The sequence below is a fragment of the Rhodospirillaceae bacterium genome (genome assembly GCA_028819475.1).
In the GTDB taxonomy this organism is placed as follows: domain Bacteria; phylum Pseudomonadota; class Alphaproteobacteria; order Bin65; family Bin65; genus Bin65.
This window is the reverse complement of record JAPPLJ010000050.1, coordinates 1-24,789: the sequence shown is the minus strand read 5'-3', so window position 1 is coordinate 24,789 and position 24,789 is coordinate 1. Positions and strand designations below refer to the sequence as shown.

General features: G+C 66.5%; 27 protein-coding genes and 1 riboswitch. Of the genes, 9 read left to right on the top strand and 18 right to left on the bottom strand.

Annotated features, from left to right (window positions below):
* Positions 1-5: 5 nt before the first annotated feature.
* The 3 genes from OXM58_14590 to OXM58_14580 form a co-directional block, all read right to left on the bottom strand.
* The gene (locus tag OXM58_14590; protein ID MDE0149597.1) at positions 6-314 is read right to left on the bottom strand and encodes a virulence factor; all 309 of its coding nucleotides are present in this window, start codon (positions 312-314) and stop codon (positions 6-8) included.
* A 3-nt stretch (positions 315-317) separates the two neighbouring features.
* The gene (locus OXM58_14585; protein MDE0149596.1) at positions 318-965 is read right to left on the bottom strand and encodes a DUF1638 domain-containing protein; all 648 of its coding nucleotides are present in this window, start codon (positions 963-965) and stop codon (positions 318-320) included.
* A 114-nt stretch (positions 966-1,079) separates the two neighbouring features.
* Positions 1,080-1,790 carry a B12-binding domain-containing protein gene (locus tag OXM58_14580; protein MDE0149595.1) on the bottom strand — a complete coding sequence of 237 codons (711 nt, stop codon included), beginning with the start codon at positions 1,788-1,790 and terminating at the stop codon, positions 1,080-1,082.
* A gap of 231 nt (positions 1,791-2,021) precedes the next feature.
* On the opposite strand from OXM58_14580, the gene OXM58_14575 reads away from it, so the two are divergent.
* On the top strand, positions 2,022-2,834 hold the full coding sequence (locus tag OXM58_14575) for an enoyl-CoA hydratase/isomerase family protein (protein ID MDE0149594.1): 813 nt from the start codon (positions 2,022-2,024) through the stop codon (positions 2,832-2,834).
* A gap of 103 nt (positions 2,835-2,937) precedes the next feature.
* Here OXM58_14575 and OXM58_14570 read toward each other — a convergent pair whose 3' ends face one another.
* Entirely contained in the window at positions 2,938-3,636 is a 699-nt protein-coding gene (locus OXM58_14570) for a CbtA family protein (protein ID MDE0149593.1), read from the bottom strand.
* Between the two features lie 2 nt (positions 3,637-3,638).
* Positions 3,639-3,809, bottom strand: coding sequence for a CbtB-domain containing protein (locus OXM58_14565; protein ID MDE0149592.1), 171 nt, complete (start codon positions 3,807-3,809; stop codon positions 3,639-3,641).
* A 29-nt stretch (positions 3,810-3,838) separates the two neighbouring features.
* A riboswitch (cobalamin riboswitch) is annotated at positions 3,839-4,049 on the bottom strand.
* 313 nt (positions 4,050-4,362) lie between these two features.
* Between OXM58_14565 and OXM58_14560 the strand changes: the two genes are divergently transcribed.
* From OXM58_14560 to OXM58_14540, 5 genes are all read left to right on the top strand, one after another.
* On the top strand, positions 4,363-5,709 hold the full coding sequence (locus tag OXM58_14560; protein MDE0149591.1) for an NAD(P)-dependent oxidoreductase: 1,347 nt from the start codon (positions 4,363-4,365) through the stop codon (positions 5,707-5,709).
* 16 nt (positions 5,710-5,725) lie between these two features.
* A complete protein-coding gene (gene preA, locus OXM58_14555) occupies positions 5,726-7,000 on the top strand; it encodes an NAD-dependent dihydropyrimidine dehydrogenase subunit PreA (GenBank protein MDE0149590.1) in 1,275 nt (424 codons plus the stop codon).
* A 707-nt stretch (positions 7,001-7,707) separates the two neighbouring features.
* Positions 7,708-8,757 carry a helix-turn-helix transcriptional regulator gene (locus tag OXM58_14550; GenBank protein MDE0149589.1) on the top strand — a complete coding sequence of 350 codons (1,050 nt, stop codon included), beginning with the start codon at positions 7,708-7,710 and terminating at the stop codon, positions 8,755-8,757.
* On the top strand, positions 8,754-9,056 hold the full coding sequence (locus tag OXM58_14545; protein ID MDE0149588.1) for a DUF4258 domain-containing protein: 303 nt from the start codon (positions 8,754-8,756) through the stop codon (positions 9,054-9,056). Before OXM58_14550 ends, OXM58_14545 begins: the two co-directional genes overlap by 4 nt.
* On the top strand, positions 9,053-9,574 hold the full coding sequence (locus tag OXM58_14540; GenBank protein MDE0149587.1) for a hypothetical protein: 522 nt from the start codon (positions 9,053-9,055) through the stop codon (positions 9,572-9,574). The genes OXM58_14545 and OXM58_14540 overlap by 4 nt, the downstream gene beginning before the upstream one ends.
* A 173-nt stretch (positions 9,575-9,747) precedes the next feature.
* Here OXM58_14540 and OXM58_14535 read toward each other — a convergent pair whose 3' ends face one another.
* From OXM58_14535 to katG, 3 genes are read right to left on the bottom strand one after another with little or no spacing between them, the layout of a single operon-like run.
* Entirely contained in the window at positions 9,748-9,930 is a 183-nt protein-coding gene (locus OXM58_14535) for a hypothetical protein (protein MDE0149586.1), read from the bottom strand.
* A 33-nt stretch (positions 9,931-9,963) separates the two neighbouring features.
* A complete protein-coding gene (locus OXM58_14530) occupies positions 9,964-10,161 on the bottom strand; it encodes a hypothetical protein (GenBank protein ID MDE0149585.1) in 198 nt (65 codons plus the stop codon).
* Positions 10,158-12,350, bottom strand: a complete 2,193-nt coding sequence (gene katG, locus OXM58_14525; protein ID MDE0149584.1) for a catalase/peroxidase HPI — start codon at positions 12,348-12,350, stop codon at positions 10,158-10,160. Before katG ends, OXM58_14530 begins: the two co-directional genes overlap by 4 nt.
* 174 nt (positions 12,351-12,524) lie before the next feature.
* Between katG and OXM58_14520 the strand changes: the two genes are divergently transcribed.
* Positions 12,525-13,427, top strand: a complete 903-nt coding sequence (locus OXM58_14520) for a hydrogen peroxide-inducible genes activator (GenBank protein ID MDE0149583.1) — start codon at positions 12,525-12,527, stop codon at positions 13,425-13,427.
* Between the two features lie 51 nt (positions 13,428-13,478).
* Here the strand turns inward: OXM58_14520 and hydA are convergent, their stop codons facing one another.
* On the bottom strand, positions 13,479-14,930 hold the full coding sequence (hydA, locus tag OXM58_14515; GenBank protein MDE0149582.1) for a dihydropyrimidinase: 1,452 nt from the start codon (positions 14,928-14,930) through the stop codon (positions 13,479-13,481).
* Between the two features lie 203 nt (positions 14,931-15,133).
* On the opposite strand from hydA, the gene OXM58_14510 reads away from it, so the two are divergent.
* Together OXM58_14510 and OXM58_14505 are read left to right on the top strand one after the other, a co-directional pair.
* Complete coding sequence (locus OXM58_14510) at positions 15,134-15,370, top strand: hypothetical protein (GenBank protein MDE0149581.1); 237 nt, start codon at positions 15,134-15,136, stop codon at positions 15,368-15,370.
* A 188-nt stretch (positions 15,371-15,558) separates the two neighbouring features.
* Positions 15,559-16,428: an acyltransferase gene (locus tag OXM58_14505; GenBank protein ID MDE0149580.1), complete on the top strand. Its 870-nt coding sequence runs from the start codon at positions 15,559-15,561 to the stop codon at positions 16,426-16,428.
* A gap of 40 nt (positions 16,429-16,468) precedes the next feature.
* On the opposite strand, the gene OXM58_14500 is transcribed toward OXM58_14505, so the two are convergent.
* From OXM58_14500 to OXM58_14460, 9 genes are all read right to left on the bottom strand, one after another.
* A complete protein-coding gene (locus tag OXM58_14500; GenBank protein MDE0149579.1) occupies positions 16,469-17,926 on the bottom strand; it encodes an amidohydrolase family protein in 1,458 nt (485 codons plus the stop codon).
* Positions 17,923-18,858, bottom strand: coding sequence for a LysR family transcriptional regulator (locus OXM58_14495; protein MDE0149578.1), 936 nt, complete (start codon positions 18,856-18,858; stop codon positions 17,923-17,925). Before OXM58_14495 ends, OXM58_14500 begins: the two co-directional genes overlap by 4 nt.
* A 10-nt stretch (positions 18,859-18,868) precedes the next feature.
* Positions 18,869-19,201 (bottom strand): ferredoxin family protein, encoded by a 333-nt coding sequence (locus tag OXM58_14490; GenBank protein MDE0149577.1) that lies wholly within the window; start codon positions 19,199-19,201, stop codon positions 18,869-18,871.
* A gap of 21 nt (positions 19,202-19,222) precedes the next feature.
* Positions 19,223-19,990: an enoyl-CoA hydratase-related protein gene (locus OXM58_14485; GenBank protein MDE0149576.1), complete on the bottom strand. Its 768-nt coding sequence runs from the start codon at positions 19,988-19,990 to the stop codon at positions 19,223-19,225.
* Entirely contained in the window at positions 19,987-21,165 is a 1,179-nt protein-coding gene (locus OXM58_14480; GenBank protein ID MDE0149575.1) for a CoA transferase, read from the bottom strand. Before OXM58_14480 ends, OXM58_14485 begins: the two co-directional genes overlap by 4 nt.
* Positions 21,165-22,526: an FAD-dependent oxidoreductase gene (locus tag OXM58_14475; protein MDE0149574.1), complete on the bottom strand. Its 1,362-nt coding sequence runs from the start codon at positions 22,524-22,526 to the stop codon at positions 21,165-21,167. Before OXM58_14475 ends, OXM58_14480 begins: the two co-directional genes overlap by 1 nt.
* 38 nt (positions 22,527-22,564) lie before the next feature.
* Positions 22,565-23,389 carry an ABC transporter permease gene (locus OXM58_14470; GenBank protein MDE0149573.1) on the bottom strand — a complete coding sequence of 275 codons (825 nt, stop codon included), beginning with the start codon at positions 23,387-23,389 and terminating at the stop codon, positions 22,565-22,567.
* Positions 23,386-24,198 carry an ABC transporter ATP-binding protein gene (locus tag OXM58_14465; GenBank protein ID MDE0149572.1) on the bottom strand — a complete coding sequence of 271 codons (813 nt, stop codon included), beginning with the start codon at positions 24,196-24,198 and terminating at the stop codon, positions 23,386-23,388. Before OXM58_14465 ends, OXM58_14470 begins: the two co-directional genes overlap by 4 nt.
* Before the next feature lies 1 nt (position 24,199).
* The coding region (locus tag OXM58_14460; protein ID MDE0149571.1) for an ABC transporter substrate-binding protein at positions 24,200-24,789 on the bottom strand (590 nt) is incomplete at its 5' end.

Below are 24,789 nucleotides of genomic sequence, written 5' to 3'. Positions count from 1 at the left end.
GATGTCTAGCGGGCCGTATCGTCGACGCCGTTCGACCGGACGATCCGTTCGACCCGGTCTTCGGGATACTCCTGTTCGATGCGCCCGGCAGCATCGGCCGCCGCGGCTTCCAGATCGTCGCCGCAATCGACCGGCGCGCTGCGGCGCCACTGTTCGAGATAGTCGTCGGTGCCGTGCAGCTTGGCGCGGATGGCGGCCCGGTCGATCGCCTTCTCGAACCGCACATCCAGTTGCCGGCGCGCCTTTTTCCGGCCGGCCGACACGATAATCTGGGCGGGGATGTCGCGCCAGTAGATGATCTGGAGCTTCGCCACGCTTCAGGCTCCTCGATCCGGCGTCGGAACAGTGGCCCGGCTCAGGAATTCTTCCAGTTCGCCGTAGCCGACATAGCGGTAGGCGTAGCCCAGGCCCAGCCTGGCCGCCGCCGCCTGCGCCTTGACCTGGAGCCCGGCGTCGCGGGTCTGGGCGATATAGAGGCAGCGGGTGTAATGCCGGAAATAATCGTCCCGCAATTCGGGATGGCGGTCGAGGCCGAGGCCCTCCACGATCAGCCGGTCGAAGTGGCGGACCATGTAGTCCGTCAGGTAAAAAGTGCCGGTTTCGGCTTCGGCAAGCGCGTCGAACGCCGCCTGGCCGGCGTAGAAGGCATAGCAGTGCGGGCCTTCGATCCGCTCCACGCCCTCTTCGTCGAGCACCCTGTCGAGCAGTCCGCCGGTGCCGCAGTCGGCGTAGGCGACGAGAATGCGGTCGTAGGCCGAGCGGCACTCACGGATTTTCTCGCGAACCCGGTCCGGAATCAGCTGCGGCGCGTTGTGGAGCCAGGCCGGAATGCAGGCGACGTCGAACGCGGGAACCGCGTTCATGTCCCGGAAGTGCACGATCTCCCGTGCGAGTGCGCCGCAGGCGATCACTACCGTGCCAGCCTTGCGGCGTCCGGCGAGAGTCAGGGCGCTATCCGGCGCCACGTCCAGGGCCTTGCCCGGCGGAGCAGCGGCAACGCGCGGCGCCGAACCGCCGCGAATTCGGCCGCTCCTGCCGGTTCTTGCAGTCGGGCGACGCGCCAGCGCAGCCTCCATGGGTCAGTTGATCGTCGCGCCGCCGAGGAGGTTGTGCCTGCGCTTCATGAAATCCTTGGCGATTTCCACGGCGACCGCGGCATCGGGGCAATAGGCGTCGGCGCCCACCGCCTGGGCAAATTCCTCGTTCAGCGGGGCGCCGCCGACCAGGACGGTATAGTCGTCGCGAATGCCCTTCTCTTTCAAGGTTTCGATCACGACCTTCATATACGGCATCGTCGTCGTCAGCAGCGCCGACATGCCGAGAATATCGGGCTCGTGCTCCTCGATGGCCGCGAGATAATTTTCGACCGGATTGTCGATGCCGATATCGACCACCTCGAAGCCGGCGCCCTCCATCATCATCGACACGAGATTCTTGCCGATGTCGTGGATGTCGCCCTTGACGGTGCCGATCACCATCTTGCCGACCCGCGGCGCGCCGGTCTCGGCGAGCAGCGGCCGGAGAATGAACATGCCGGCCTTCATCGCATTCGCCGATTGCAGCACTTCGGGCACGAAAAGGATGCCGTCGCGGAAATCGATCCCGACGATGCGCATGCCTTCGACCAGCGCTTCGGTCAGGATCGAATAGGGCTGCCATTTTCGCTCGAGCAGGATGTTGACGCCCTCTTCGATCTCTTCCTTGAGACCGTCGTAGAGGTCGTCGTGCATCTGCTCGACCAGTTCCTCGTCGTTCAGTTCGCTGAGAACGAGATCGTCGTCGTCGGACATGACGGCACCATCCCTCGGAGCGCGCGGCGGCGCTGGACAACAAACCCGCGCCGACGGCCGCAATATGCATGGAATGCGGCGGCGCGGGAACATGCACATAACCGCCTGCCTCGTCACGCAAAATCGGCGGCGCTGCGATGACAATTTCGTGCGTCAGCCTGTCGCTGACGCCGTGCGGGCGCCGGAGTGCTACAGCCGGAGAATCCGAAATTCGCCGAAAGGGAAGAAACCATGTCCGGAAACCGCTACGACGCCTACGAACGCCTGATATTCGACCGGCCGGCCGATGGCGTGCTGCGGGTCACGATGCACAATCCGGACAACCCTATGAATTCCGTCGATGCGAAGATGCACGAGGAACTGGTCGCAGTCTGGCCCGACATCGATGCTGACAGGGATGTCGGCGCGGTCATTCTGCGCGGCGCCGGCCGGGCCTATTCGGCGGGCGGCGACTTCGGCATGATCGACGGGATCATCGGCGACCACGGCTACCGCATGCGCGCGATGAAAGAGGCGCGCGACCTCGTCTACAACGTTATCGCCTGTTGCCGGCCGACGATCGCCGCGATGCACGGCGTCGCCGTCGGCGCAGGCCTCGCGGCCGGCATGGTCTGCGACGTCACCATCGCCACGAAGAGCTGCCGCATCATCGACGGCCACACCGCCCTCGGTGTCGCGGCGGGCGATCATGCGGTCATCAGTTGGCCCCTGCTGTGCGGCATGGCCAAGGCGAAATACTACCTGATGACCTGCGAAACGCTGACCGGCGAGGAGGCGGAGCGGATCGGCCTGATCTCGCTGGCCGTCGAGGAAGACGCCCTGGAGGCCGAGGCGCTGCGCGTCGCCACGCGGCTCGCCGGCGGCGCCCGCACCGCGATCAGCCATACAAAGATGGCGCTCAACAACTGGTACCGTATGAACGGCCCGAGCTTCGACGCCTCGCTGGGCTACGAATTCCTCGCCTGGGACGGCCCGGAGGCGCAGGAAGGCCTCGCTGCGCTGAAAGAGAAACGCAAGCCGAAATTCGGCAGGATGCCGGTGTAGCCGGCGCCTTCCGGGCTGGCGGCCGGCAACCGGCGAACGGGTTGGCGCGCGCTGCCCGCAGGCCGCGCTCGAAACACAATCGAAATTTGGGAAGCGCCGGCGGTCACACCGCCTGCGCCATCCCCTCTGCGCGCTTGCTTTCGCGTTGCCAGAAGTAGGCGGCGAGGAGGCCGAGCAGGCTCCAGGCGACGAGGCCGGTGCCGAGGGCCCGGGCGGCGAAAAGGCCAGCCAGTTCCGGCGGCGTCGGGCCGATGAATTCGTCCGGGTGCGGCGCGCCGACAAGGTGCGGCGCCAGGATAAGCAGGGCGGCGACGCCCCGGAGCGCCCAGGTGCGGCCGAACGCGATCAGCGCCAGGCCGGCCGCAGTCGCGCCGACGGCGCCGAACCACCAGGTCTGGCGCGGACCGATCTCCGCCGCCGCGGAGCCCGGCAGTTCCGGCGGAATGCCGAACGCCGGGGCCAACTGGACCGCCATGAAACCGGCGATGCCCCAGACCAGCCCCTGCCGGACGGCGATGCGGACGCCGCGGTCCTCGGCCAGCGCCATGGCGGCGACCAGCAGGAAGGCGTAGCCGGTATAGGTCAGGGTCGTGAACAGCACGCTCAGCCCGTCGCGCTCCAGGTCGATGCCGGGAATGGCCGCAGTGCCCTCCCCGCCGTCGCCAAAGTGGTTCAGCGTGCCGCTCTCATACAGTTCGGCATGCAGCAGCACCGGCTGGACGAAGACGAGTTGGAGCAGGGCCGCGACCAACCCGGTCAGAAAGCCAGCGAACAGCGCGCTGACCAATATGCGGGTAAACATGTCTAGTGGCAGGGGAAGCCCATGGCGTGGCGCGAATCGTGCGCCGCGTCATGCAGGGCGGCCGTCTGCACATGGCCGGCGAGCGTGACGATCGCCAGGCCGATGAAGGCGGACAGCGCGATGGCGGCGAGCTTCGCCGAAATTCCGGTCCTGCTCTGGGTTTGGGCAGTCATGCAATTCTCCGTCGTATCACCCGACAACGATACAGTCGCGGTCGCCCGGCAGGTTTCCTGGCTCACGGTTACCGGCCTGTCTTGCGCCCGCCTTCCCGGCCGTTCGACCAGTGGCATTCCGAGCGCGGCCAACCGTCTACAGTTGCGGGGACAGCTCCGGATTTGATCCGCCGATCGCACCGGATTCCCTATTAAGCCCCTCCCCTTCCGGATCGGGACGCCAAGCCCGCAAGCATTAGCCCCATGATCCGAATGCCGTCAAGCGTCGGTCGTGCGTCCGTTCGAAATAAGAGAGTATGCGGCGACACGAAAACGCGCGCCTCTCCGCGCCCCTCCCCGTCATTTCGACCGGAGCGGCGCAGCCGCGCTCCAAAGGCCGGCACCTTCCCGTGCGGCAATGCTTGACGGGTTCCGGGGCCGCAATTAGGGTCAATTCTTTTTTTCCGGTGCAACGGCGGTGCCGAGGCGCCGGGGCGCGTTGGCAACGAAATGGCGGAAACGCGCCATTTCAGCGCCTTAAGTTTGGAGGGCAGCATGGACCATGGAAAGCACGATGGCGGCGCAGCCTGACATCGCGGCGGGCCGGCTCTCGCAAGCCGAATACGCGCGCAACTTCGGCGATATCAAGCCGCCGCTTACGCCGCAGCAGGCGCCGATCGACGCCAGCCGCTGCTACTTCTGCTACGACGCGCCCTGCATCGAGGCCTGCCCGACCGGCATCGACATCCCGAGCTTCATCCGCAAGATCGCCTCGGACAATATCCGCGGCGCGGCGATGGACATTCTCGGGGCCAACATTTTCGGCGGCGCCTGCGCCCGGGTCTGCCCGGTCGAGGAGCTGTGCGAGGAGGTCTGCGTGCGCACCGCGCAGGAGGGCAAGCCGGTCAATATCGGCCTGCTCCAGCGCTACGCCACCGACCGGTTTTTCGAGCGCGGCGAGCAGCCCTTCGAGCGCGCGGCGACGACCGGCAAGCGTGTGGCCGTGGTGGGCGGCGGACCGGCCGGCATCAGCTGCGCCCACGGCCTCGCCCGGCTCGGCCACGAAGTTACGGTCTACGAAGCGCGGGCCAAGGCCGGCGGGCTCAACGAATACGGCATCGCCGCCTACAAGGTGATCGACGATTTCGCCCAGCGCGAGCTGGATTTCATCCTTTCGGTCGGCGGCATCACGCTGGAGTTCAACAAGGCGCTCGGCACGGACATCTCCCTGGCCGGGCTGCGCCGGGATTACGACGCGGTGTTCCTGGCGACCGGCCAGGCCGGCGTGAAGGGGCTGGAGGTCGAAGGACAGGCGCTCGAGGGCGTCCGGCCGGCGATCGACTATATCGCCGAGCTGCGCCAGGCCGGCGATCTGGCGGCGCTGCCCGTCGGGCGCAGGGTCGTCGTGATCGGCGGCGGCAACACGGCCATCGACATCGCCGTCCAGACGAAGCGGCTGGGCGCCGAGGACGTCACCATCTGCTACCGCCGCGGACCCGACGAGATGGGTGCGACCTGGCACGAGCAGGAGGTCGCGCAGACCAGCGGCGTCAGGATCAAGCACTGGGTCCGCCCGGTGCGACTGCACGGCGCGAACGGCCATGTCGGCAGCATCGAACTGGAATATACAAGGCTCGACGACAGCGGCCGGCTGACCGGCACCGGCGATACGACGACCCTGCCTGCGGACAGCGTGTTCACTGCGATCGGCCAGATCCTGATTGCCGATCCGGTGGCGGACGGCGCCGGCGGGCCGCTCGACATAAGCGGCGGCCGGATCGTCGTGAACGATGACCTTGAAACGTCGCTCTCCGGCGTGTTCGCCGGCGGCGACTGCATCGACGGACTCGACCTGACCGTGCAGGCGGTGGAAGACGGCAAGGTCGCCGCGCGGTCGATCCACTGCTACCTGACCCGATGAGCGGGAGGCAAGGACCATGGCTGACCTGAGAACCGACCTCGCCGGAATCACATCGCCCAATCCCTTTTGGCTCGCCTCGGCGCCGCCGACCGACAAATACTACAATGTCGAGCGCGCCTTCAGAGCCGGCTGGGGCGGTGTCGTCTGGAAGACCGTCGGCGAGCCGATCGTCAACACCACGTCGCGCTACGGCGCGGTGGAGTACAACGGCTCCCGCATGGCCGGCTTCACCAATATCGAGCTGATTTCGGACCGGCCGATCGAGGTCAACCTGCGCGAGGTCAAGCAGATCAAGCGGGAATGGCCGGACCGGGCGCTGGTCGTCTCCCTGATGGTGCCGTGCGACGAGGAAAGCTGGAAGACCATCCTCGCCGAGGTCGAGGACACCGGAGCCGACGGGATCGAGCTCAATTTCGGCTGCCCCCACGGCATGTCCGAGCGCGGCATGGGCTCGGCGGTCGGCCAGGTGCCGGACTATGTCGAGATGGTCACGGCCTGGTGCAAGCAGCACACGCGGATGCCGGTCATCGTCAAGCTCACGCCCAACATCACCGACATCCGCTACCCGGCCCGCGCCGCACGCAAGGGCAATGCCGATGCCGTGTCGCTGATCAACACGCTGGCCTCCGTGATCGGCGTCGATCTCGACACGATGGCGCCGCTGCCGCTGGTCAACGGCAAGGGCACCCATGGCGGCTATTGCGGCCCGGCGGTCAAGCCGGTCGCCCTGCGCATGGTCGGCGACCTGGCGCGCGACCCGGAATGCCGCGGCATGGGGATCTCGGGAATCGGCGGGATCTCGACGTGGCGCGACGCGGCGGAGTTTCTCGCCATCGGCGCCAGCAACGTCCAGGTCTGCACGGCGGCGATGCATCGCGGCTTCAAGATCGTCGAGGACATGATCGACGGCCTGTCGAACTGGATGGACGAGAAGGGCTACCGCACCCTGTCGGACTTCCGGGGCGCCGCGGCGCGCAACTATGTCGAATGGGGCGAACTCGACATGAACTACGAGATCGTCGCCCGCATCGACCAGGATCTCTGCATCAAGTGCGGCCTGTGCCACGTCACCTGCGAAGACACCTCCCACCAGTCGATCGCCGCGCTCAGGGTCGACGGCGAACGGCGCTACGAGGTGATCGACGAGGAGTGCGTCGGCTGCAATCTCTGCATGTATGTCTGCCCGGTCGACGGCTGCATCACCATGGAGCCGGTCGACAACGGCAAGCCCTACGTCGTCTGGGCCGACGATCCGCGGAACCCGGCAAACCGGGCGCAGGCGGCCGAGTAGGCCTGCGGGCGCCGAAGGTCTTCAGGCCGGTATTTCTAGATTTTTGTTTGACCGTTCATTTTCTTAAATCCGCCTAACACTTTGAAATTGCTCCGTTTACCGAAAAACGGAAAATCGGGACAGACCGGTCTATATACCGTCTTTTTTTGCATCCGGCCTTTCCGCCGTGTTTGCACCCGCCTGCGTCCGCCGCGCCCGCTTTATGTTCATATAATGTTCTCATGACCGATGTCAACCCCATTCGGCGCAGCGTGGCGGACGAAGGTTGTGACGGCGTCGGGAGATCCGGGCCGGCCAGCGGTCCGCCGCGCGCACGCAGCCGATGCGCGTCCGGCCGACGCTTTCCATCGCGTGGGCCGGTGGGCAATCCGCGCGGACGCCGAGCCCGGCAGCCCGCGCCTGCACGGTCTTCGCGATACCGCCGGGAGGGTCGGAAGTATTATCGCCGAGGCCATGATGGCGATCGAGCAAACGGGGGGTTTCCGTCGGCGCCTCCTTTCGACCATGGTGCCGATTGGATTTGTTAGCCTCCGTCCGCCCGTAGTTTGTCCACCTTTTGACGCGCTGCATCATTCCCGTGGCGTAGGGTCTGATGCATTGACTCAAAAATGGCCAAGTATTGGCGCTTGAACATATTTTAGCGCAAAATTATATATGAATAGCGGATAAATTCAATAATGGCACTGTTTAGCCTAGGTACATAAGTCATGGCTCATCCAACCCGTTTGTATGTCTTGCGCAAAGCGAAGGGCTTCTCGAAGGCTCGACTCGCAGAACTATCGAGAGTCTCAATGCGCACCATTCAGCGCCTAGAGAACCCCGCACACAGTAACACGACCCCTCACTGGACTACCGTGGAGAGGCTTGCCAAGGCCCTCCAGATCGCCCCCGAGGTGCTTACCGGTGAGTTGCCGCTCCCGCAAACCGGCAAGGCGCCTGCTCCCGCACAGCGCGTCCAAGTCAACGCCGAGATCGCGCCGAAGGCCCGGCTCGCCTACGACCTCGTCAAGAGCCGATACGGCGTTAGCGCCACCGAGATCATCAACATGGCGCCTCTCCTATTTGTGCTTCTGGCCGAAGGGAGTCTCGGCTGGAGACGAAGTAAGCTGGAAGAAGCGGGTGAAGCGATCAGCCGCTTGGACGAGATTGGGAACGAGGTCGGGTATTGGCTCTTCGGGACGGCCACGACCGTCGCGCTCAATGCGGACACGCTGGAAAAAGAGTCTATCGCGAAGGCGGATATCTTCGGCGACCATCTGTTTAGCGATAGCCACGATACATTTGGAGACGACCCGTTCGATCGCTCGAAAAGCAACCCCTTTGCCGGCTACTTGCGGAAGCTTGCCGCCGACCTCGAAAATCCCGGCGTCGTCGAAGTAGAGCGTGATGATCTCAGCTACGGGTCGCCGTGGTTACGGTTTCCTGACTACGACCTTTGCAACGACGAGATCGAAAAGGTCACCAACGACTCCCTCGATGCCAAGAGGGCGCTTGAAACCGGCCATGTCAGGCTCTCCGAGATTCCCGAGGAGTTGAAGGGAGACGACGCGGGCAAGGAGCGCGCAGCGTGGCTGGAAGAGAGACTGCCTGGCATCTACAGGGACCTGAACGAAGATCAGCCAGTCGCCAAGCTCGCGAAGATCGTGTCCACGGCGACGCCGACCGAGGTGAAAGAGACCTTGAAGAAGGTGGCGCCGGAATCGGGGAACGCCTCGCAGAATGTCGGCGGCGGAGAGGAAGACGGAGACGTCCAATGACGGCCATCGCATACACCGGCCACGCCATAACGCGCATGCGGCAGCGAGGTATTCGGAATCGGGACATCATCCTCATTCTCGAGTGCGGAACCCAGATCGACGAGGAGACCTGGTTCATGCGCGATCGGGACGTCAGACGCGAGATCGAGGTTCGCAAGCGGGAGATTCAGGCGCTTGAACGCTTGGCGAGCAAGAAGGTGGTGATGCGCGGTGAGCAGGTCGTGACCGCGTATCCCTCACGACCTGACGATCAGAAGCGCGCGCTCCGCCGAGGCCGGTGGAAGGGGATGGCGACATGATGCAGAAGCTCGGAAAGTTCGACGATCTGGACCGGGATCGCGTTGTCAAGGAGATCGAGGAACGCTGCCGCGTCGCGCTCGAGAAAGCGGGGCGGCGTCCCAAATGGTTGCGAGATGATTCGGGTAGAAACTGGTGGGTGCTGGGTGGGCAAGCAAACTGGCATGGCATTCCCGAAGAGATGATCCAGAACGAGAGACGCGCTCAGGTCGAGGGAGTGCTCGTCATCGCGGACCGGAAACGCGCGAGCATCGACGTGTTCAAGGGACCTCTGGGACCGCTCGTCAGCGCAAGCGACGGGTTTCGCCGCCCCTCCGGAGATTACAGTTTCAACGTGAAGATATGTGGAGACCGCATGTGGATTAAGGAGGCGCCGAACGCCGTATTGCACAGGTTGGATACAATTCCGTATTCCGCGGAAGACAAGGAACGAGACAGGAAGCTGAACGAGTTTCAGAAACTAATTTCGGGCATGACACCTGAGCAGTTCAAGCAACTCAGAGAGGACTTTGGAGGATGAAACGTACCAAGCCCTTAATCGACTACTTCTACGCCTTCCTCGCTATTGGAATGCTTGTCCTAGCCGTCTACCTCAAGTCTTAGGATCTCTCCCTACGGTAGCATCCGGAACGGTCCCCTGCCCTACATCTCGGGCACGAAACCGGATCATACATACAGCGCGCCCTCAGACATCTACGCAGCCGCCCGGTCCCGCCCCGCCTGGGCAAGCTCGTAACTTACCTGCATCCGCATCCAGCGACCGGCAGTGCCCCGGCCGATGTCTTCCAGCGCCAGCGCCATGTCCGTGGATATGCCCGCCTTGCCGTTCAGCAGGCGGGATAGCGCGGTGCGCGCCCGCAGCCGGGATGCCCCCACAGCCGGGCCGGCCGGCGGTCTGCCCGCCGCGCCCTATTCCGCCGCTTCGCGGATGACCGCGACCGGCCGGGCGCGTTCGTGCTTGATCTTCAGCGCCTCGTAATCGGGCACGAAGGGCGGCCGGTCGATGTTGCGGCCGACGCCGCCGGAATGTTCCGCGCAATAGTCGTTCCCGCGCGCGTGAGGAAGGTTCTCGACGCGACCCGTCGAGAACCTTCCCGTTGAGATCACGCAATATCGAAACGGTCCCGAGTCATCACCTTGTCCCAGGCAGCGACGAAGTCGTCCACGAAACGCCGACCGGAGTCCTCGCATCCGTAGACTTCCGCGATCGCCCGAAGCTGCGAGTTCGAGCCAAAGATCAGATCGGCCCGGGTGGCGGTCCATTTAAGATCGCCCGTAGCGCGATCACGCCCCTCGAACAGGTCTTCGGATTCGGAAGCTGCCTCCCATGTCGTGCCCAGGTCGAGCAGATTCACGAAGAAGTCGTTGGTGAGCGACTCCGGCCGGTCGGTAAAGACTCCGTGCCGGGATTGTTCGAAGTTTGCGTTCAGGACCCGCATGCCGCCGACGAGCACCGTCATCTCGGGCGCCGTCAGCCCCAGCAGCTGGGCCCGGTCGACCAGCAGCGCCTCCGCCGGCCCGGCGCGCCGGCCGTTGAGGAAGTTGCGGAACCCGTCCGCAGCCGGTTCGAGCACGGCGAAGGACTCGATGTCCGTCTGCTCCTGGGACGCATCCGTGCGGCCCGGCGCGAACGGAACCGTCACCTCGTACCCGGCGTTCTCCGCCGCCCGCTGGACGGCCGCGCACCCGCCCAGGACGATCAGGTCGGCGAGCGAGACCCTCTTCCCGCCGGCTTGCGCGTCGTTGAACGCCTGCCGGACGCCCTCGAGGGTTTCGAGCACGGACGCCAGCCGGGCGGGCTGGTTGACCTCCCAGTCCTTCTGCGGCGCAAGACGGATGCGCGCGCCGTTCGCCCCGCCGCGCAGATCGGAGCCGCGGAAGGTCGAAGCCGATGCCCAGGCGGTTGAGACCAGCTCGGAGACAGAGAGCCCCGAACCGAGGATCCCGGCCTTGAGATCGGCGATGTCCCGTTCGTCGATCAAGTCATGGGCGACGGCGGGGACGGGGTCCTGCCAGATCAGCTCCTCTGCCGGGACCTCCGGGCCGAGATAGCGCGCGCGCGGACCCATGTCGCGGTGCGTCAGCTTGAACCACGCCCGGGCGAAGGCACCCGCGAACGCGTCCGGGTCGGCGTGGAAGCGCCGCGAGATCGACTCGTAAACCGGGTCCATCCGCATGGCCATGTCCGCCGTGGTCATCATCGGCGCATGGCGTTTCGACGGATCGTGGGCATCCGGCACGATGTCCGCGCCGGCGCCGTCCTTCGGCACCCATTGCCACGCGCCGGCGGGGCTCTTCGCCACCTCCCATTCGTAGCCGAACAGAGTGTCGAAGTAGCTGTTGTCCCACTTGACCGGCGTGGGGGTCCATGCGCCCTCGATGCCGCTGGTGATCGCATCGCCCGCCTTGCCGCTGCCGAAGCTGCTCTTCCAGCCGAGTCCCTGTTGTTCGATGGGCGCGCCCTCGGGTTCGGGGCCGACATGGGCCGTATCGCCGGCGCCGTGGGCCTTGCCGAAGGTGTGCCCGCCGGCGACGAGCGCGACGGTCTCCTCGTCGTTCATTGCCATGCGCCCAAAGGTCTCGCGGATGTCCCGGCCCGAGGCGACCGGGTCGGGATTGCCGTTCGGCCCTTCCGGGTTGACGTAGATGAGACCCATCTGGACCGCACCGAGAGGCGCCTCGAGCTCCCGGTCGCCGGTGTAGCGCTCATCTCCGAGCCACTCGGTCTCGGAGCCCCAGGAGATGTCCTCTTCGGGCTCCCAGACGTCCTCGCGTCCGCCGGCGAAGCCGAAGGTCCTGAACCCCATCGACTCCAAGGCGCAGTTGCCGGCCAGGATCATGAGGTCGGCCCAGGAAATCTTCCGGCCGTACTTCCGCTTGACCGGCCAGAGCAGCATCCGCGCTTTGTCGAGATTGCCGTTGTCGGGCCAGCTGTTGAGCGGCGCGAAGCGCTGGGTGCCGGTGCGCCCGCCGCCGCGGCCGTCGCCGATCCGGTAGGTGCCGGCGCTGTGCCATGCCATCCGGATGAAGAGCGGCCCGTAATGGCCGTAGTCGGCCGGCCACCAGTCCTGCGACGCGGTCATCAGCTCGAAGATGTCCTTCTTGACTGCGTCGAAGTCGAGGCTCTCGAACGCCTTGGCGTAGTCGAAGTCCCCGCCCATCGGGTTAGACAGGGCGGAATGCTGGTGCAGCACGTTGAGCTTCAGTTGGTTGGGCCACCAGTCCCGGTTCGAGGTGCCGCCGCCGGCGGCGTTTCCGCGCGCCCCGTGCATGACCGGGCATCTGCTTTCGTTCATGACTTCCTCCTTCGCGTGTCCTGCGTTGGTTCGAAACGGTCCCGGAGACCGCGCTCCGGCCTCAGCCGACTGGCTGACCGGGGGAGCGTAGGGAGTGCATATCTTCGTGTACAACGATGAATATTGTCTATAATAATCGAGTTTTCCGAATATAAGCTCCCGGAGGAACCTCCGATGAAGCGCCTGCCCACGATGAAGCAACTCGAATACCTGGCGGCGCTGGCGGACACGCGGCATTTCGGGCGGGCGGCCGCGCGCTGCCACATCACCCAGTCGACGCTGAGCGCCGGCATCCGCGATCTCGAGTCGGTGCTCGGCGCCGCGGTCGCGGAGCGCTCGAACCGGCACGTGCTGATGACGCGCGTCGGCACGACCATCGCCGGGAGGGCGAAGGCGCTGTTGCGCCAAGCGGAAGAGGTGATGGAGATCGCCAGGGCGGACCGCGCCCCCATGACCGGGGAGATGCGCCTGGGAGTGATCCCGACCATCGGCCCCTTCCTCCTGCCCCGGGTCCTGCCGGCCCTGAGGGAGAGGTTCCCGGAGTTGACGATCTACCTGCGGGAGGAGCAGACCGTCCCGCTGCTCGCCCGGCTGGAGGACGGCGAGGTGGATGCCGCGCTGATCGCGCTGCCCTGCGAAACCGGGGACCTCACCGTCGAGGACATCCTCGAGGACGAGTTCCTGTTTGCCTGCAACCGGTCCCATGCGTTCGCCGGCGCCGAAGCGATTTCGCGGGAGGCGCTCGAGGGCGAACATCTCATGCTGCTCGAGGAGGGCCACTGTCTGCGCGGCCACGCGCTGGATGTCTGCGGCACCGTAAACGCGAAGGCGCGGGCGCAGTTCGAGGCCAGCAGCCTGCACACGCTGGTGCAGATGGTGGCGGCCGGCATCGGTGTCACGCTCGTACCGCGGCTCGCGGTCGACGCGCATATCGCCCAGGGAACGGGCATCTCGCTCTCGCGGCTTGCAACGCCCGCTTCGCGCCGAATCGGATTGGCATGGCGCCGAACGTCGTTGAGAACCGGGGACTTTCGAGCGTTGGCGCGCGCACTGCGCGAACTGGGCAACGCGGCGTGAATTTCCCGCTTCCGGGCGCGCGTTTGCCGTTGGCGGCCGGAACGCTTCGCCCTACTCCGCCGCTTCGCGGATGACTGCGACCGGGCGGGCGCGTTCGTGCTTGATTTTGAGCGCCTCGTAATAGGGCGCGAAGGGCGGCCGGTCGATGTAGCGGCCGGTCCCGCGGGTCACGCGCACATCGCCGTCGTCCCAGACCAGCCGGCCTTGGCTGAACGTCTTGACGTTGATGCCGGTGACCTCCATGCCCTCGAAAATGTTGTAGTCGACCCGCTGATGGTGGGTCTCGACCGAGATCGACCGGCTGCGCGTCGGATCCCAGACCGCCAGGTCGGCGTCCGCCCCCGCGGCTACCACGCCCTTGCGCGGGTAGATGTTGAAGATCTTGGCGGCGTTGGTCGAGGTCACGGCGACGAACTCGTTCATGGTCAGCCGGCCGGTGTTGACGCCGTGCTCCCAGAGCACATGCATCCGGTCCTCGATGCCGCCGGTGCCGTTCGGAATCAGCCGGAAATCGTGGCGGCCGGCGGCCTTCTGCGGCGCGCAGAAACAGCAATGGTCGGTCGCCGTGGTCTGCAGGTTGCCGGCCTGCAGGCCGCGCCACAGCGCCGCCTGGTGCTCGGACGAGCGGAAGGGCGGGCTCATGACATAGGCCGCGGCAGTCGCGAAATCCGGATGGCGGTAGACGCTGTCGTCGATCAGCAGATGCCCGGCCAGCACCTCGCCGAACACGCGCTGGCCCTCGTTGCGCGCCCGCGTGATCGCCTCGAGCGCGTCGATGCAGGAGGTGTGGACGACGTAGAGCGGCACGTCGAGCACCTCGGCGATCCGGATCGCCCGGTTGGCGGCCTCGCCCTCGACCTCCGGTGGGCGCGACAGCGGATGGCCCTCCGGCCCGGTCACGCCCTGGTCGTACAATTCCTGCTGAAGATGGTAAACCAGCTCGCCGTTCTCGGCATGGACGGTGCAGATCGCGCCCAGTTCGCGGGCCCGGCAGAAGCTGTTCACCAGCGTCTCGTCCTCGGCCATGATCGCGTTCTTGTAGGCCATGAAATGCTTGAACGAGTTGACGCCGTGATCGCGCACCAGGGTGCCCATATCGGCGCGGACCGACTCGTCCCACCAGGTGATGGCGACGTGGAAGGTGTAGTCGCTGACCGATTTCTCCGCCCATTCCCGCCATTGCTTGTAGGCGTCCAGAATATTCTGCTGCGGATCGGGGATCACGAAATCGATGATCGTCGTGGTGCCGCCGACGCAGCCCGCGGTCGTTCCGGTCTCGAAATCCTCGGACGCCACGGTGCCCATGAAGGGCAACTGCATATGGGTGTGCGGATCGATGCCGCCCGGCATCACATAACAGCCGCCCGCATCGACGGTCTCGGCGCCCGCCGGCGCTTCCAGATTCTCGCCGACGGCGGCGATCCTGTCGCCGTCCAGAAGCACGTCGGCGCGGAAGCTGCGGTCCGCATTCACGACGGTTCCGCCCCGGATCAGAGTGGCCATCTCGGATTCTCCCAACGATACCGCCGGCACGGCCGGAAGCGGCGCCGGCGACCGGAACCAAACGCGGATATTACGGCAAACCGCACCCCGGCGCCAGTCGGGGTTCGACAATCCGGGCGCCCCGCCCGGAACATTGGCGCCGCGGCGAACCTCCTCCGGAAATCCTATGACCGCTGGCTCTGGGAAAAAGTTATACTGTCGGTATGAAAACAGCCGTATCGATCCCCGACGACATTTTCGAACGCGCCGAACGGCTGGCATCGCAAGGACGGCGGTCCCGAAGCGACGTGTACGCCGCCGCGCTCGACGAATATCTCGCGCGCCATGCGCCGGACGAGGTTACCGACGCAATGAACCGGGTATGCGGCGAGGTCGGAGGGAAGGATGACGCCTTCCTCGCCGCCGCCGGCAGACGGGTGCTCGCTGACTCCGAGTGGTGATCTCCCAGGGCGATTTGCGCCGGCCGGACCCGCCCTTGCCGTTCGGCGACTACCGGTCGGCCCGGACAGTTGGCGGGGACGGTTGGCGATCGTCTTCTGGCGGAAAGACGGCCTGTTGGGCTAAATTCGACCTTTGCGCTCTTCGCCCGGAAACGGCAAAGGCTACAGCATCCCGAAGGAGAGAGGACATGACCACAGTCAGGGCCGGTCTGATCCAGTTCGCGCTCAACACCAGCACCGACGAGAGCCCCGAGACGATCAAGGCCAACATGATCGAGGCCCACCTGCCGCTGATCGACGAGGCCGGCGCAAACGGGGTTCAGGTCCTGTGCCTGCAGGAGGTGTTCAACCAGCCCTATTTCTGCCCGAGCCAGGACGTGAAGTGGTACGCCGCGGTCGAGAAGATCCCCGACGGGCCGACGACCCGGCTGATGCAGGAATACGCGAAAAAGCATTCCTTGGTCGTCGTGGTGCCGATCTACGAGGAAGAGCAGACCGGCGTCTATTACAACACCGCGGCGGTCATCGACGCCGACGGCAGCTATCTCGGCAAGTACCGCAAGACGCATATCCCCCAGGTCGCCGGCTTTTACGAGAAGTTCTTCTTCAAGCCCGGCACCTCCGGCTGGCCCGTCTTCGAAACCGCCTATTGCAGGCTCGGCGTCTATATCTGCTACGACCGGCATTTTCCGGAAGGCTGGCGCGCGCTGGCGCTCAACGGCGCCGAATATATCGTCAACCCGTCGGCCACCGTCGCCGGGCTCAGCCAGTATCTCTGGAAGCTGGAACAGCCGGCCTCCGCCGTCGCCAACGGAGTCTATATCGGCGCCTGCAACCGGGTCGGTACCGAAGGGCCGTGGAATATCGGGCGCTTCTACGGCTCGTCCTACATCGTCGATCCGCGCGGCGAGTTCCTGTGCGAGGCCAGTGAGGACGGGAACGAACTGATTTACGCCGACATGGACATGGAGAAGGTGCGCGAGGTGCGCAACCTCTGGCAGTTCTTCCGCGACCGCCGGCCGGAGACCTACGCCGTCATTTCGAGCGGCGAGCACTGACCGTCGGCTGACGCCGGCGCCGCCGGGCCGCAGTCCGGCGTCAGGCCGGGCGCCGGCGATTCGCGTAGTAGGCGCGCACCGCCTCGCGCCGGCGGTGTCCGCGTGCGAACTGGCCGGGGTCGTCCGCCGCCGCGCGCCGGGCGCGCTCCGTCAGGTCCGCTTCCAGTTCCGCCAGATCGAACGCGGCAAGCCTGCCTTCGGCCATGACCGTGCGCCCGGCGACGATGAGGCCGCGCACATGCCGGTTGCTTGCCCGGGTGAGCAGGACTTCGGTTTCGTCCAAGCCGTCGGCCAGGCAATCCGCGCTCATTGCGGCGTAATCGAGTATCGCGAGGTCCGCCCGGGCGCCCGGCGCCAGCGCGCCGTAGTCGCCGCTGCCGTCGATCGCGCGGAAGCCGTCGCGGCAGGCGGCCCGGAACAGCCGGGCCGGCGGCAGGACCGGCTCCAGCCCGGTGCCGTTGTGCACCCGCCCAGCCAGCCGCAAATCGCGGAAATAGTCCTGGTCGTCGTCGTGGGCCGCACCGTCGAGCCCGAAACCGAAGCGCAGGCCGTGGCGCATGTAGCGCTGCACGGGCGCGATGCCGGAGCGCATCCGCAGATTGGACGAGGTGTTGACCGAAACGGTGACGCCCCGTTCGGCCAGCAGGGCGCATTCCTCTTCCGTCAGATGGACGCCGTGCGCCACCGTGAGCCGCGGCGAGAGCAGGCCGATCTCGTCCAGAAACCGGACGATTCCCTGCCTATAGGTCGCATCGAGCCACTGGCGCTGGCGCGGCGATTCGAGCAGATGCATGTGGACCCGGCGGCCGTGGAGGGCGGACGCCTCGGCGATCCCGGCCAGCGTTTCGTCCCGGCACCATTGCGGGCCGACCGGGCCGTACTGGACCTGGAAGAGCTCGTTCTCGTGCGCCGCGGCGATCTCCTCGACCTGCTCGACCTGGCGGTGTGCCGGCGCCGCTTCGGCAAGAGCGGCCTCCATCGCCGCGCGGTCGCCGTCCTCCAGGTAGGGAAGCAGGTCCCGCTGGTCGCCGTACACCCAGGGATTGCGGTCGCGGACCGGGCAGGAAAAGGCGACCCGGATACCGACCTTGGCGGCAGCGCGCGCGACGCCGTCCGCCTCGCTTTCCAGACGGTCGACGGCGAGCGAATTGTGGCAATGCACGGTCGCGCCGATGCCGGCGAGCGCCATGCGGCCGAAGGCGACCGCCGCTTCGAGGCGTGGATCGAGCGGCAGGCGCAAGAAGGAGGCGATCCAGCATTCCAAGGCGTCGTCGCAGCCGCCCATCGCGAGGGGAAGGATGCCGTAACCATGGTCATGGGCATTGACCATGGCCGGCAACGCGATCCGGCCGTCGCGCGGCGCACCGTCAGAACAGTCGATCGCGGCAATCCGGCCGTCAGCGATCGTCACCTCGGCGTTGCGCAGCGCCGCACCCTCGCCCGGCGCCGCCAACAGGCGGCCGACGGATAGGCGGCCGACGGGCAGGCACCGGGTCATCGCTCGCCCAACATGGAATTGCCGGGCGTCGAATCGCCCGACAGGAAGGCGAGATCGCGCCCCAGATGCTCCGCCATCACCCGCGCGGCTACCGTCGGGCTGCGCTCGGACGGGGCGAGCAGGCACAGGCGCAACTGCGTCAGCCGCTCGCTCTCAAGCGGCACGGCGACCAGCCTTCCCTCGGCCAGCTCCTCGACGAAGCCCAGCCGGGTGTAGAAGGCGATGCCGACGCCGCGCAGCAGCAGGCGTTTGAGCAGCGCCAGCGTGTTGGAGGTCAGCACGGGTTTGTGGGCCCGCTTGAACGTGTCGAGGCTGTCGCCGAGAAAGCCGCGAATCGAGCCGGTATTGTCCTGGTAGATCAGCGGGTAGGCGCTGCATTCGTCGAGCGTGACCGAGCCGCGGCCGGCCAGATCGTGGTCCGGCTTCATGATGGCGTGCAGCGGACAGGGGATGTTCTGCAATTCATGGATGCCGCCGCGCCAGACCGGATCGAAGGTCAGGCCGAGATCGGCGGTGCCGCGTGCGACCGAATGGAGGATTTCGTTCGGATCGCCGGCCGTGACGCGGATCTGGACGGCCGGATGGTCCGCGATGAAGCGGGTCAGCGTATCGGGCAGGAAATGCTGGGTCAGGCTGTCCAGGGTGGCGATTGCGACCTCGCCGCTGACCACGCTGCGCAGATTGTTGATTTCACCGTGCAACCGCTTGAAATCGTGCAGGGTTTCGCGCGAATGGCGGAGCATAAGACGGCCCGCTTCGGTCAGGCGCATGCCGTCCGGATGGCGCTCGAACAGCGGCGTGCCGAAATAGTCCTCGATCTTGAGGATCTGCCGGTTGACCGCCGAGGCCGAGATGTTCAGGCGCTCCGACGCCCGGCGGATCGATCCCTCTTCGGCGACCGCCTCGAAATAGCGCAGCACCGCGGCGTGCATGGCGTCGCGCTCACCCGCCGCCGGCGTCCCAGGCCGCGACCGCCGGATGGTCCTTTTCGGTGCGGAAGGCCTCTTCCAGGCCGCCCGGCCGCCCCCAGCCGGTCACCTTCTCGCCGAAAAACTCGGCATTCACGGCGGCGAAACCTTCCGAACCTGCGGGCAATTCATCGTCGGCCCAGATCGCCTCGACCGGACAGACCGAGACGCACAGGGCGCAATCGACGCATTCGTCGGGCTGGATGTAATACATCCGGCCGCCCTCGTAGATGCAGTCGACCGGGCAGACCTCGGTGCAGACGCCGTCCTTCACGTCGATGCAGGTTTCGGCGATCACGAAGGCCATGGCTGTGCTCCGGACGGCGGTTCAGCTGCCGGTCCAGACCGGCGGGCGCTTCTCCCGGAACGCGAGCACGCCCTCGTCCGCATCCCGGCTGTTCAGGGCGGCGACCAGGGCGTGCAGCCGGGCGTTGCGGGCTTCGGCGAGACCCAGATGGGCCGTGTCGTAGACCGACCGCTTGATCGCCTTCAGGCTGAGCGGCGCGCACGCCAGGATATCCGCGACCCAGGCATCGACGGCGGCATCCAGCCCGTCCGCCGGGACAACCTGGTTGACGAACCCGAAGCCCAGCGCCTCCGCCGCGCCGATGCGCCGGCCGGTCAGCAGCACGCCGAGCGCCTGCGCCCGCGGAATCAGGCGCGGCAGCACGACCCGGGCATCGAGCGGCACCCGGCCGACCCGCGGCTCCGGCAGGCCGAAGACGGCGTTCTCCGCCGCCACGACCAGATCGCAGCCCAGCACCATCTCGAACCCGCCGCCCAGCGCCGGACCGTTAACCCGGGCGATCAGCGGGACGGACAGGCGGCCGCCCAGGGCGATGCCGCCGAAGCCCCAGGGATCGGCGCCGGCCCAGTATTCGAGGCCCTCGACGCCCTCCTCTTTCATGTCCGCCCCGGCGCAGAATGTGCGGCCGGCGCCGGTCAGTACGGCGCAGCGGATGTCCGGGCCGGCCTCGATCCGGTCCCAGATTTCGCCGAGCGCCGCCTCGGCCGCCCGGTCGATGGCGTTCCTGCGGTCCGGGCGGTTCAGAACGATCCGCGCGACGCCGCCGGCGATATCGAGGTCGACGCTCACGCCGCGACCCCCCGGCGGCTTTCCGCCAGCACCTCGTCATTGTGCTCGCCCAGCTTCGGCGGCGCGTGGCGGACCCGGAACGGCGCGTCTGACATGTCGATAGGTGACGCAATCAGGCGGACCGGCCCGCCTGCGGACGGCGCGAGTTCGACGACCATCTCGTTGCAGGCGGTCTGGGGATCGTCCAGCGCCTCCGGCAGCGACCTGACCGGTGCGCTGAGGATGTCGACCTCGCCGAGCCGCTCCAGCCAGTATCCGGTACTGTTGCCGCGGAAGCTGTTGCGGAAAATCTCCTGCAACTCCGGCCGGTGACGCTTCTGCTGCTCCAGATCGGCGTAGCGCGGATCAGCCGACAGATCCTCGATGCCGAGCGCGCGGCAGATGTCCTGCAGCGGGTTTTTCTTGAACGCGCCGACCATGACGATCGCACCGTCGGTCGTCTCGAACACGCCGCAGAGCGGCATGGCGGCCCAGTTCAGATCCTGGCCGCGCATCATCCACGCCGCCGCTTCCTGCATCTGCATGGCGAGCATGGAATTGTAGAGCGACACCGCAACCTGCTGGCCCTTGCCGGTCTGCCGGCGTTGCAGCAGCGCCAGCAGGATGCCCTGCACCAGATGCATCCCGGCGGCGTAGTCGGCGAGCGCGGTCGGGTAGACGGAGAGCGGCAGCGCGGGATCGGCGCGCCGGTGCATGACGCCGCTCATCGCCTGGGCCAGCACATCCTGCCCGCCCCGGTCGACGTAGGGGCCGTCGAGCCCGTAGCCCGTCCCGACCGCATAGATGATGCCGGGATTGATCGCCTGGAGGCGGTCGTATCCGAAACCCATGCGGTCCATGACGCCCGGGCGGAAATTGTTCACGACGACGTCGGCGGTCTCCACCAGGCGCAGGACCGCCTCCCGGTCCTCGTCGGCCTTCAGGTTCACGGCAATGCTGCGCTTGTTCCGGTTCAGGCTGGCGAACACCGGATTGTTGCCGCCGTCCGGATCGTCGCCGACGCTCCAGCGCGACAGGTCGCCCCCTCCGGCACGCTCGATCTTGATGACGTCCGCGCCATAGTCGCCGAGCATCTGGGTGCAGCACGGCCCCATCATCACCTGGCTGAAATCCAGAACCCGCACCCCTTCGAGCGGAAGGGGCCGGCCGCCGGCGCCGTCCTGCCCGGCCGGCATCACGCGGCCTCCGCGACCAGGGCGTTGGGTGCCGGCCGGTCGCCCGGATCGGCGCCCTGGGCGCGCATCTGGCGCTGGATGGCCCGTACGTCCGCCTCGCGCACCGTAACGCCGCTGTCGAGCGACTGCGCGGCGGCGATACCGGCGGCCTCGCCCATCGCCATGCAGGGCGGAATCTCCCGGCTCAGCTTCTGGGCCTGGGGCGTCGCCGAATAGTGGCGGCCGGCGACCAGCAGTTGCTCCACCCCCTTGGGAAGCATCGCACGGTACGGCGTGTAATAGTCGCGGCCCCGGCAGACGCTGTCCTGGAAATGCACCCGGTCCATCACGTCGCGCTTGGTGACGACATAGTCGCCGTCCAGAAGGCGGGTCTGGCGCACGCCGGTCTGCGGCGCGAAATCGACGAAATAGGCTTTGGCAAAGCCGGGGATGTTCTCGCGCGCGAATTCCAGCAGCGCCTTCATCCGGCGCCGGCCCTCGATCTCGGCCGCGGTCAGGTCGCCGACCTTCATGCCGTCGAAGCCGACCATGTGCGGGCAATTACACCAGACGATGCCGGGCAGCGGCGTCTTGAGCCACCAGTATTGCCAGCAGCCGCCGATGATGCGCTTGGCCTGCCGGTCGAGTTCGGCAAAGCGCTCCGGCTCGCCATACTGGAACCGCTCGGCCTCGTCGGTATCGACGCCGCCGATGCGCGATACGGTGGTCACGATGTAGGCGCCTGCGGCGAACGGGGCGCTGGCGCTGGCGGCGACGTCCAGATCGCCCGTCGCGTCGATCACCACCGAACCCCGGATCGCCTGCGGCCCTTCCTTGGTCTCGACGATGACCCCGGCGGCCCGGCCGTCCTCGACGATGGTCGACTGGAACCAGCTGTGCAGGCGCAGGTTCACGCCGGCTTCGCGCACCATGTCGAGCGAAGCCTGTTTGAAGCCTTCCGGATCGAAGGCGGCCGCGAAGATGACGGGGTGCGGCTTGGTGTGGGTGTGGAAGTCGAACACGCCCCAGCGCGACCACTTGCGCCACATCTCCTCCGTCGCGCGGACGGCGGGGTCGCGGTCCGCTTCCGGCGGATACACGCACAGCCCCTTGGCGTGCATCCGCTCGACGATCTCCATGGCCTGGCCGCGCACGGAGATTTCGGTGTCGTTGTGCATGTCGTCGAGCACCAGCACCATGCCGCCGGACGCCAGCCCGCCGAGATAGGGGTAGCGCTCCACCAGGGTCGCGGAAACGCCGTTGCGCGCGGCCGAAACCGCCGCCGAAACGCCGGCCGGTCCGCCGCCGACGACCACCACGTCGGAGGTCGAAACGACGGGCACCGCAGCCTCGGGCCGCCTAACGCTGTCGGAAAGAGTCACGCCGGTTTCTCCGTTTTGGGGGTTTCTCCGTTTTCGGGTCAGATGACATCGCCCGGTTTCCATTTGAGGACACGCCGCTCGACGAGCGTTGTGATCGTGAAGGCGGCGACCGCCATGCCCGCGCCCAGGATCACCGTGGCGTAGAGCAGGGGCGCGCGGAAATTGTAGGTCGCCTCGATGATCAGCGAGCCGAGCCCGTAATTCGAGCCGATCCACTCGCCGACGATGGCGCCGATCACCGAGGTCGTGGACGCGATCTTAAGGGCGGCGAACAGGAAGGGCAGCGAACTCTGAAGCCTGATCTTCCACAGCACTTCGGCCTGGTTGGCCGACAGGACGCGCATCAGGTCCAGCATCTGCGGGCTGACCGATTTCAGGCCCCGGACCATGTTCACCAGGGTCGGGAAGAAGCAGATCAGCGCCGCGATGACGATTTTCGGCGCATAGCCGTTGCCGAGCATCAGCACCAGGATCGGCGCGATGGCTATGATCGGTATCGTGTTGATGAAGACCGCGATCGGGTAGAACGCCCGCTCGGCAAGCTGGCTGTGCACGAACCAGACGGCGAGCACCACGGCGATGCCGTTGCCCAGCGCAAATCCCGCCGCCGCTTCCATCAGCGTCGGCCAGAAATTGATCCACAGGATTTCGCCTTCCTTGCCGAACACCTCCAGGACCTGGACCGGGCTGGGCGCGATGTAGGTCGGGACGCCGAAACCGTCGACGATGAGCTGCCACAGCAGTAGCAGGCCGACCGCCGCGACGATGGCCGGGGCGCGCCGGCGCCATTTCTCCATCCGCTTGCCGGGATCGCCGGCGGGTGCGGCCAGCGCCAGCGCCTTGCCGTAACCGGCCGCTTTCATTCCTCAACCTCCAGCAGGCTGCGCAGATGCGAGGTGATCTGCACGAACTCCAGGGTATCGCGGACGCCGAGCTGCCGCGGTTCCGGCAGGTCGATACCGACATAGCCGCGGACCCGGCCGGGCTGGGCCGACAGGACCAGGCATTTGCGCCCGAGAAACGCCGCCTCGGGCACCGAATGGGTGACGAACATGATCGTCGTTCCCGTTTCCCGCCAGATCCGCAGCAGCTCCTCGTTGAGCTTGTCCCGGGTGATTTCGTCGAGCGCGCCGAAGGGTTCGTCCATCAGAAGGACCCGGGGCTTCTGGACCAGCGCCCGGGCGATCGAGACCCGCTGCTTCATGCCGCCGGACAGTTCGTGCGGCAGGGCCTCCTCCCGTCCTTCGAGACCGACCAGCGCGAGCAATTCTTCCGGTTCCGCATGCCGCTCGAGTTCGACCCCGCCGCGCCGGCCGACCTCCAGCGGCAACCGGACGTTGTCGATCGCACTGCGCCATGGCAGCAGCGTCGAATCCTGAAACACGAAGGCGAAATCCCGGGCCAGCCGCGACTGTTCCGGCGTCCGGCCGAACACCCGGATTCCGCCCTCGCTGACCGGCACCAGGTCGGCGATCGCCCGCAGCAGGGTGGACTTGCCGCATCCCGAGGGCCCGAGCATGGTGACGAAACCGCCCTCGGGCACCTCGAAATCGACATCGCTCAAGGCGGTGATGCTGCCGTCGTTCCCCTCGAACCGGACAACGAGGCGATCGACGGAGATCGCCGTAACGCCGGAACCGGGCGCAACCTCCGCCGCCGCCTCGTCCCTCATGTCATCCGATCTGCTTGCGCAGCTTCTCGGTGGCCGCCAGGATCTTGTCGGTCATGACATCGTCCACGGTCGGAGTCGTTCCCTTGAACTGCTTCAGGCTGTCGTAGGAATCGATCTGGGCCTGCCAGTTCGCCTTGTTCATGGCCGCCCAGCCCTCCTTCGCCGTCACCTTGTCGAAGGAAAAGCCGAGCACGCCGCCGACCGCCGCCATCTCGCTCGCCTTGTTCAGGTTCTTGTATTCCGCAACGAGATGGTCGACTGCCGCCTTCGGGTTCTTGCGCGCGTAGCCCCAGCCGCGGGCCGATCCGGTAAGGAACCGGGTCAGCACGTCCGAGTGTTTGGCGAGCATGTCGTCGGTCGTGTAGTAGACGTTGGCATAGAGCCGGATGCCGGCGTCCCACAGCATCATGTCGACGCGGTCCTCGCCGAGAATCTTGAGCGCGTTGGTGTTCGTCATCCAGCCGGTGACGGCGGCGACCCGCCCGGTCATCAACTGGGCCATGTCGCTGCCCATCTTCACGACCTTGACCTGGTCTTCGGCGATGCCGTTCTTGGCCAGCAGCGCGCGCAGCAGGATCACCGCCGTCGGCT

Excerpts from the sequence above, each read along its gene's own strand:
- katG (MDE0149584.1), bottom strand. The coding sequence starts at position 12,350 with ATGAACGAAAGCAGATGCCCGGTCATGCACGGGGCGCGCGGAAACGCC.
- OXM58_14470 (MDE0149573.1), bottom strand. The coding sequence starts at position 23,389 with ATGAAAGCGGCCGGTTACGGCAAGGCGCTGGCGCTGGCCGCACCCGCC.
- OXM58_14495 (MDE0149578.1), bottom strand. The coding sequence starts at position 18,858 with ATGCACGCCGCGGTGCTGCGCTATTTCGAGGCGGTCGCCGAAGAGGGA.
- OXM58_14575 (MDE0149594.1), top strand. The coding sequence starts at position 2,022 with ATGTCCGGAAACCGCTACGACGCCTACGAACGCCTGATATTCGACCGG.
- OXM58_14510 (MDE0149581.1), top strand. The coding sequence starts at position 15,134 with ATGAAAACAGCCGTATCGATCCCCGACGACATTTTCGAACGCGCCGAA.
- OXM58_14550 (MDE0149589.1), top strand. The coding sequence starts at position 7,708 with ATGGCTCATCCAACCCGTTTGTATGTCTTGCGCAAAGCGAAGGGCTTC.
- preA (MDE0149590.1), top strand. The coding sequence starts at position 5,726 with ATGGCTGACCTGAGAACCGACCTCGCCGGAATCACATCGCCCAATCCC.
- OXM58_14570 (MDE0149593.1), bottom strand. The coding sequence starts at position 3,636 with ATGTTTACCCGCATATTGGTCAGCGCGCTGTTCGCTGGCTTTCTGACC.
- OXM58_14480 (MDE0149575.1), bottom strand. The coding sequence starts at position 21,165 with ATGCCGGCCGGGCAGGACGGCGCCGGCGGCCGGCCCCTTCCGCTCGAA.
- OXM58_14490 (MDE0149577.1), bottom strand. The coding sequence starts at position 19,201 with ATGGCCTTCGTGATCGCCGAAACCTGCATCGACGTGAAGGACGGCGTC.
- OXM58_14545 (MDE0149588.1), top strand. The coding sequence starts at position 8,754 with ATGACGGCCATCGCATACACCGGCCACGCCATAACGCGCATGCGGCAG.
- hydA (MDE0149582.1), bottom strand. The coding sequence starts at position 14,930 with ATGGCCACTCTGATCCGGGGCGGAACCGTCGTGAATGCGGACCGCAGC.
- OXM58_14565 (MDE0149592.1), bottom strand. The coding sequence starts at position 3,809 with ATGACTGCCCAAACCCAGAGCAGGACCGGAATTTCGGCGAAGCTCGCC.
- OXM58_14500 (MDE0149579.1), bottom strand. The coding sequence starts at position 17,926 with ATGACCCGGTGCCTGCCCGTCGGCCGCCTATCCGTCGGCCGCCTGTTG.
- OXM58_14580 (MDE0149595.1), bottom strand. The coding sequence starts at position 1,790 with ATGTCCGACGACGACGATCTCGTTCTCAGCGAACTGAACGACGAGGAA.
- OXM58_14465 (MDE0149572.1), bottom strand. The coding sequence starts at position 24,198 with ATGAGGGACGAGGCGGCGGCGGAGGTTGCGCCCGGTTCCGGCGTTACG.
- OXM58_14505 (MDE0149580.1), top strand. The coding sequence starts at position 15,559 with ATGACCACAGTCAGGGCCGGTCTGATCCAGTTCGCGCTCAACACCAGC.
- OXM58_14560 (MDE0149591.1), top strand. The coding sequence starts at position 4,363 with ATGGCGGCGCAGCCTGACATCGCGGCGGGCCGGCTCTCGCAAGCCGAA.
- OXM58_14520 (MDE0149583.1), top strand. The coding sequence starts at position 12,525 with ATGAAGCGCCTGCCCACGATGAAGCAACTCGAATACCTGGCGGCGCTG.
- OXM58_14540 (MDE0149587.1), top strand. The coding sequence starts at position 9,053 with ATGATGCAGAAGCTCGGAAAGTTCGACGATCTGGACCGGGATCGCGTT.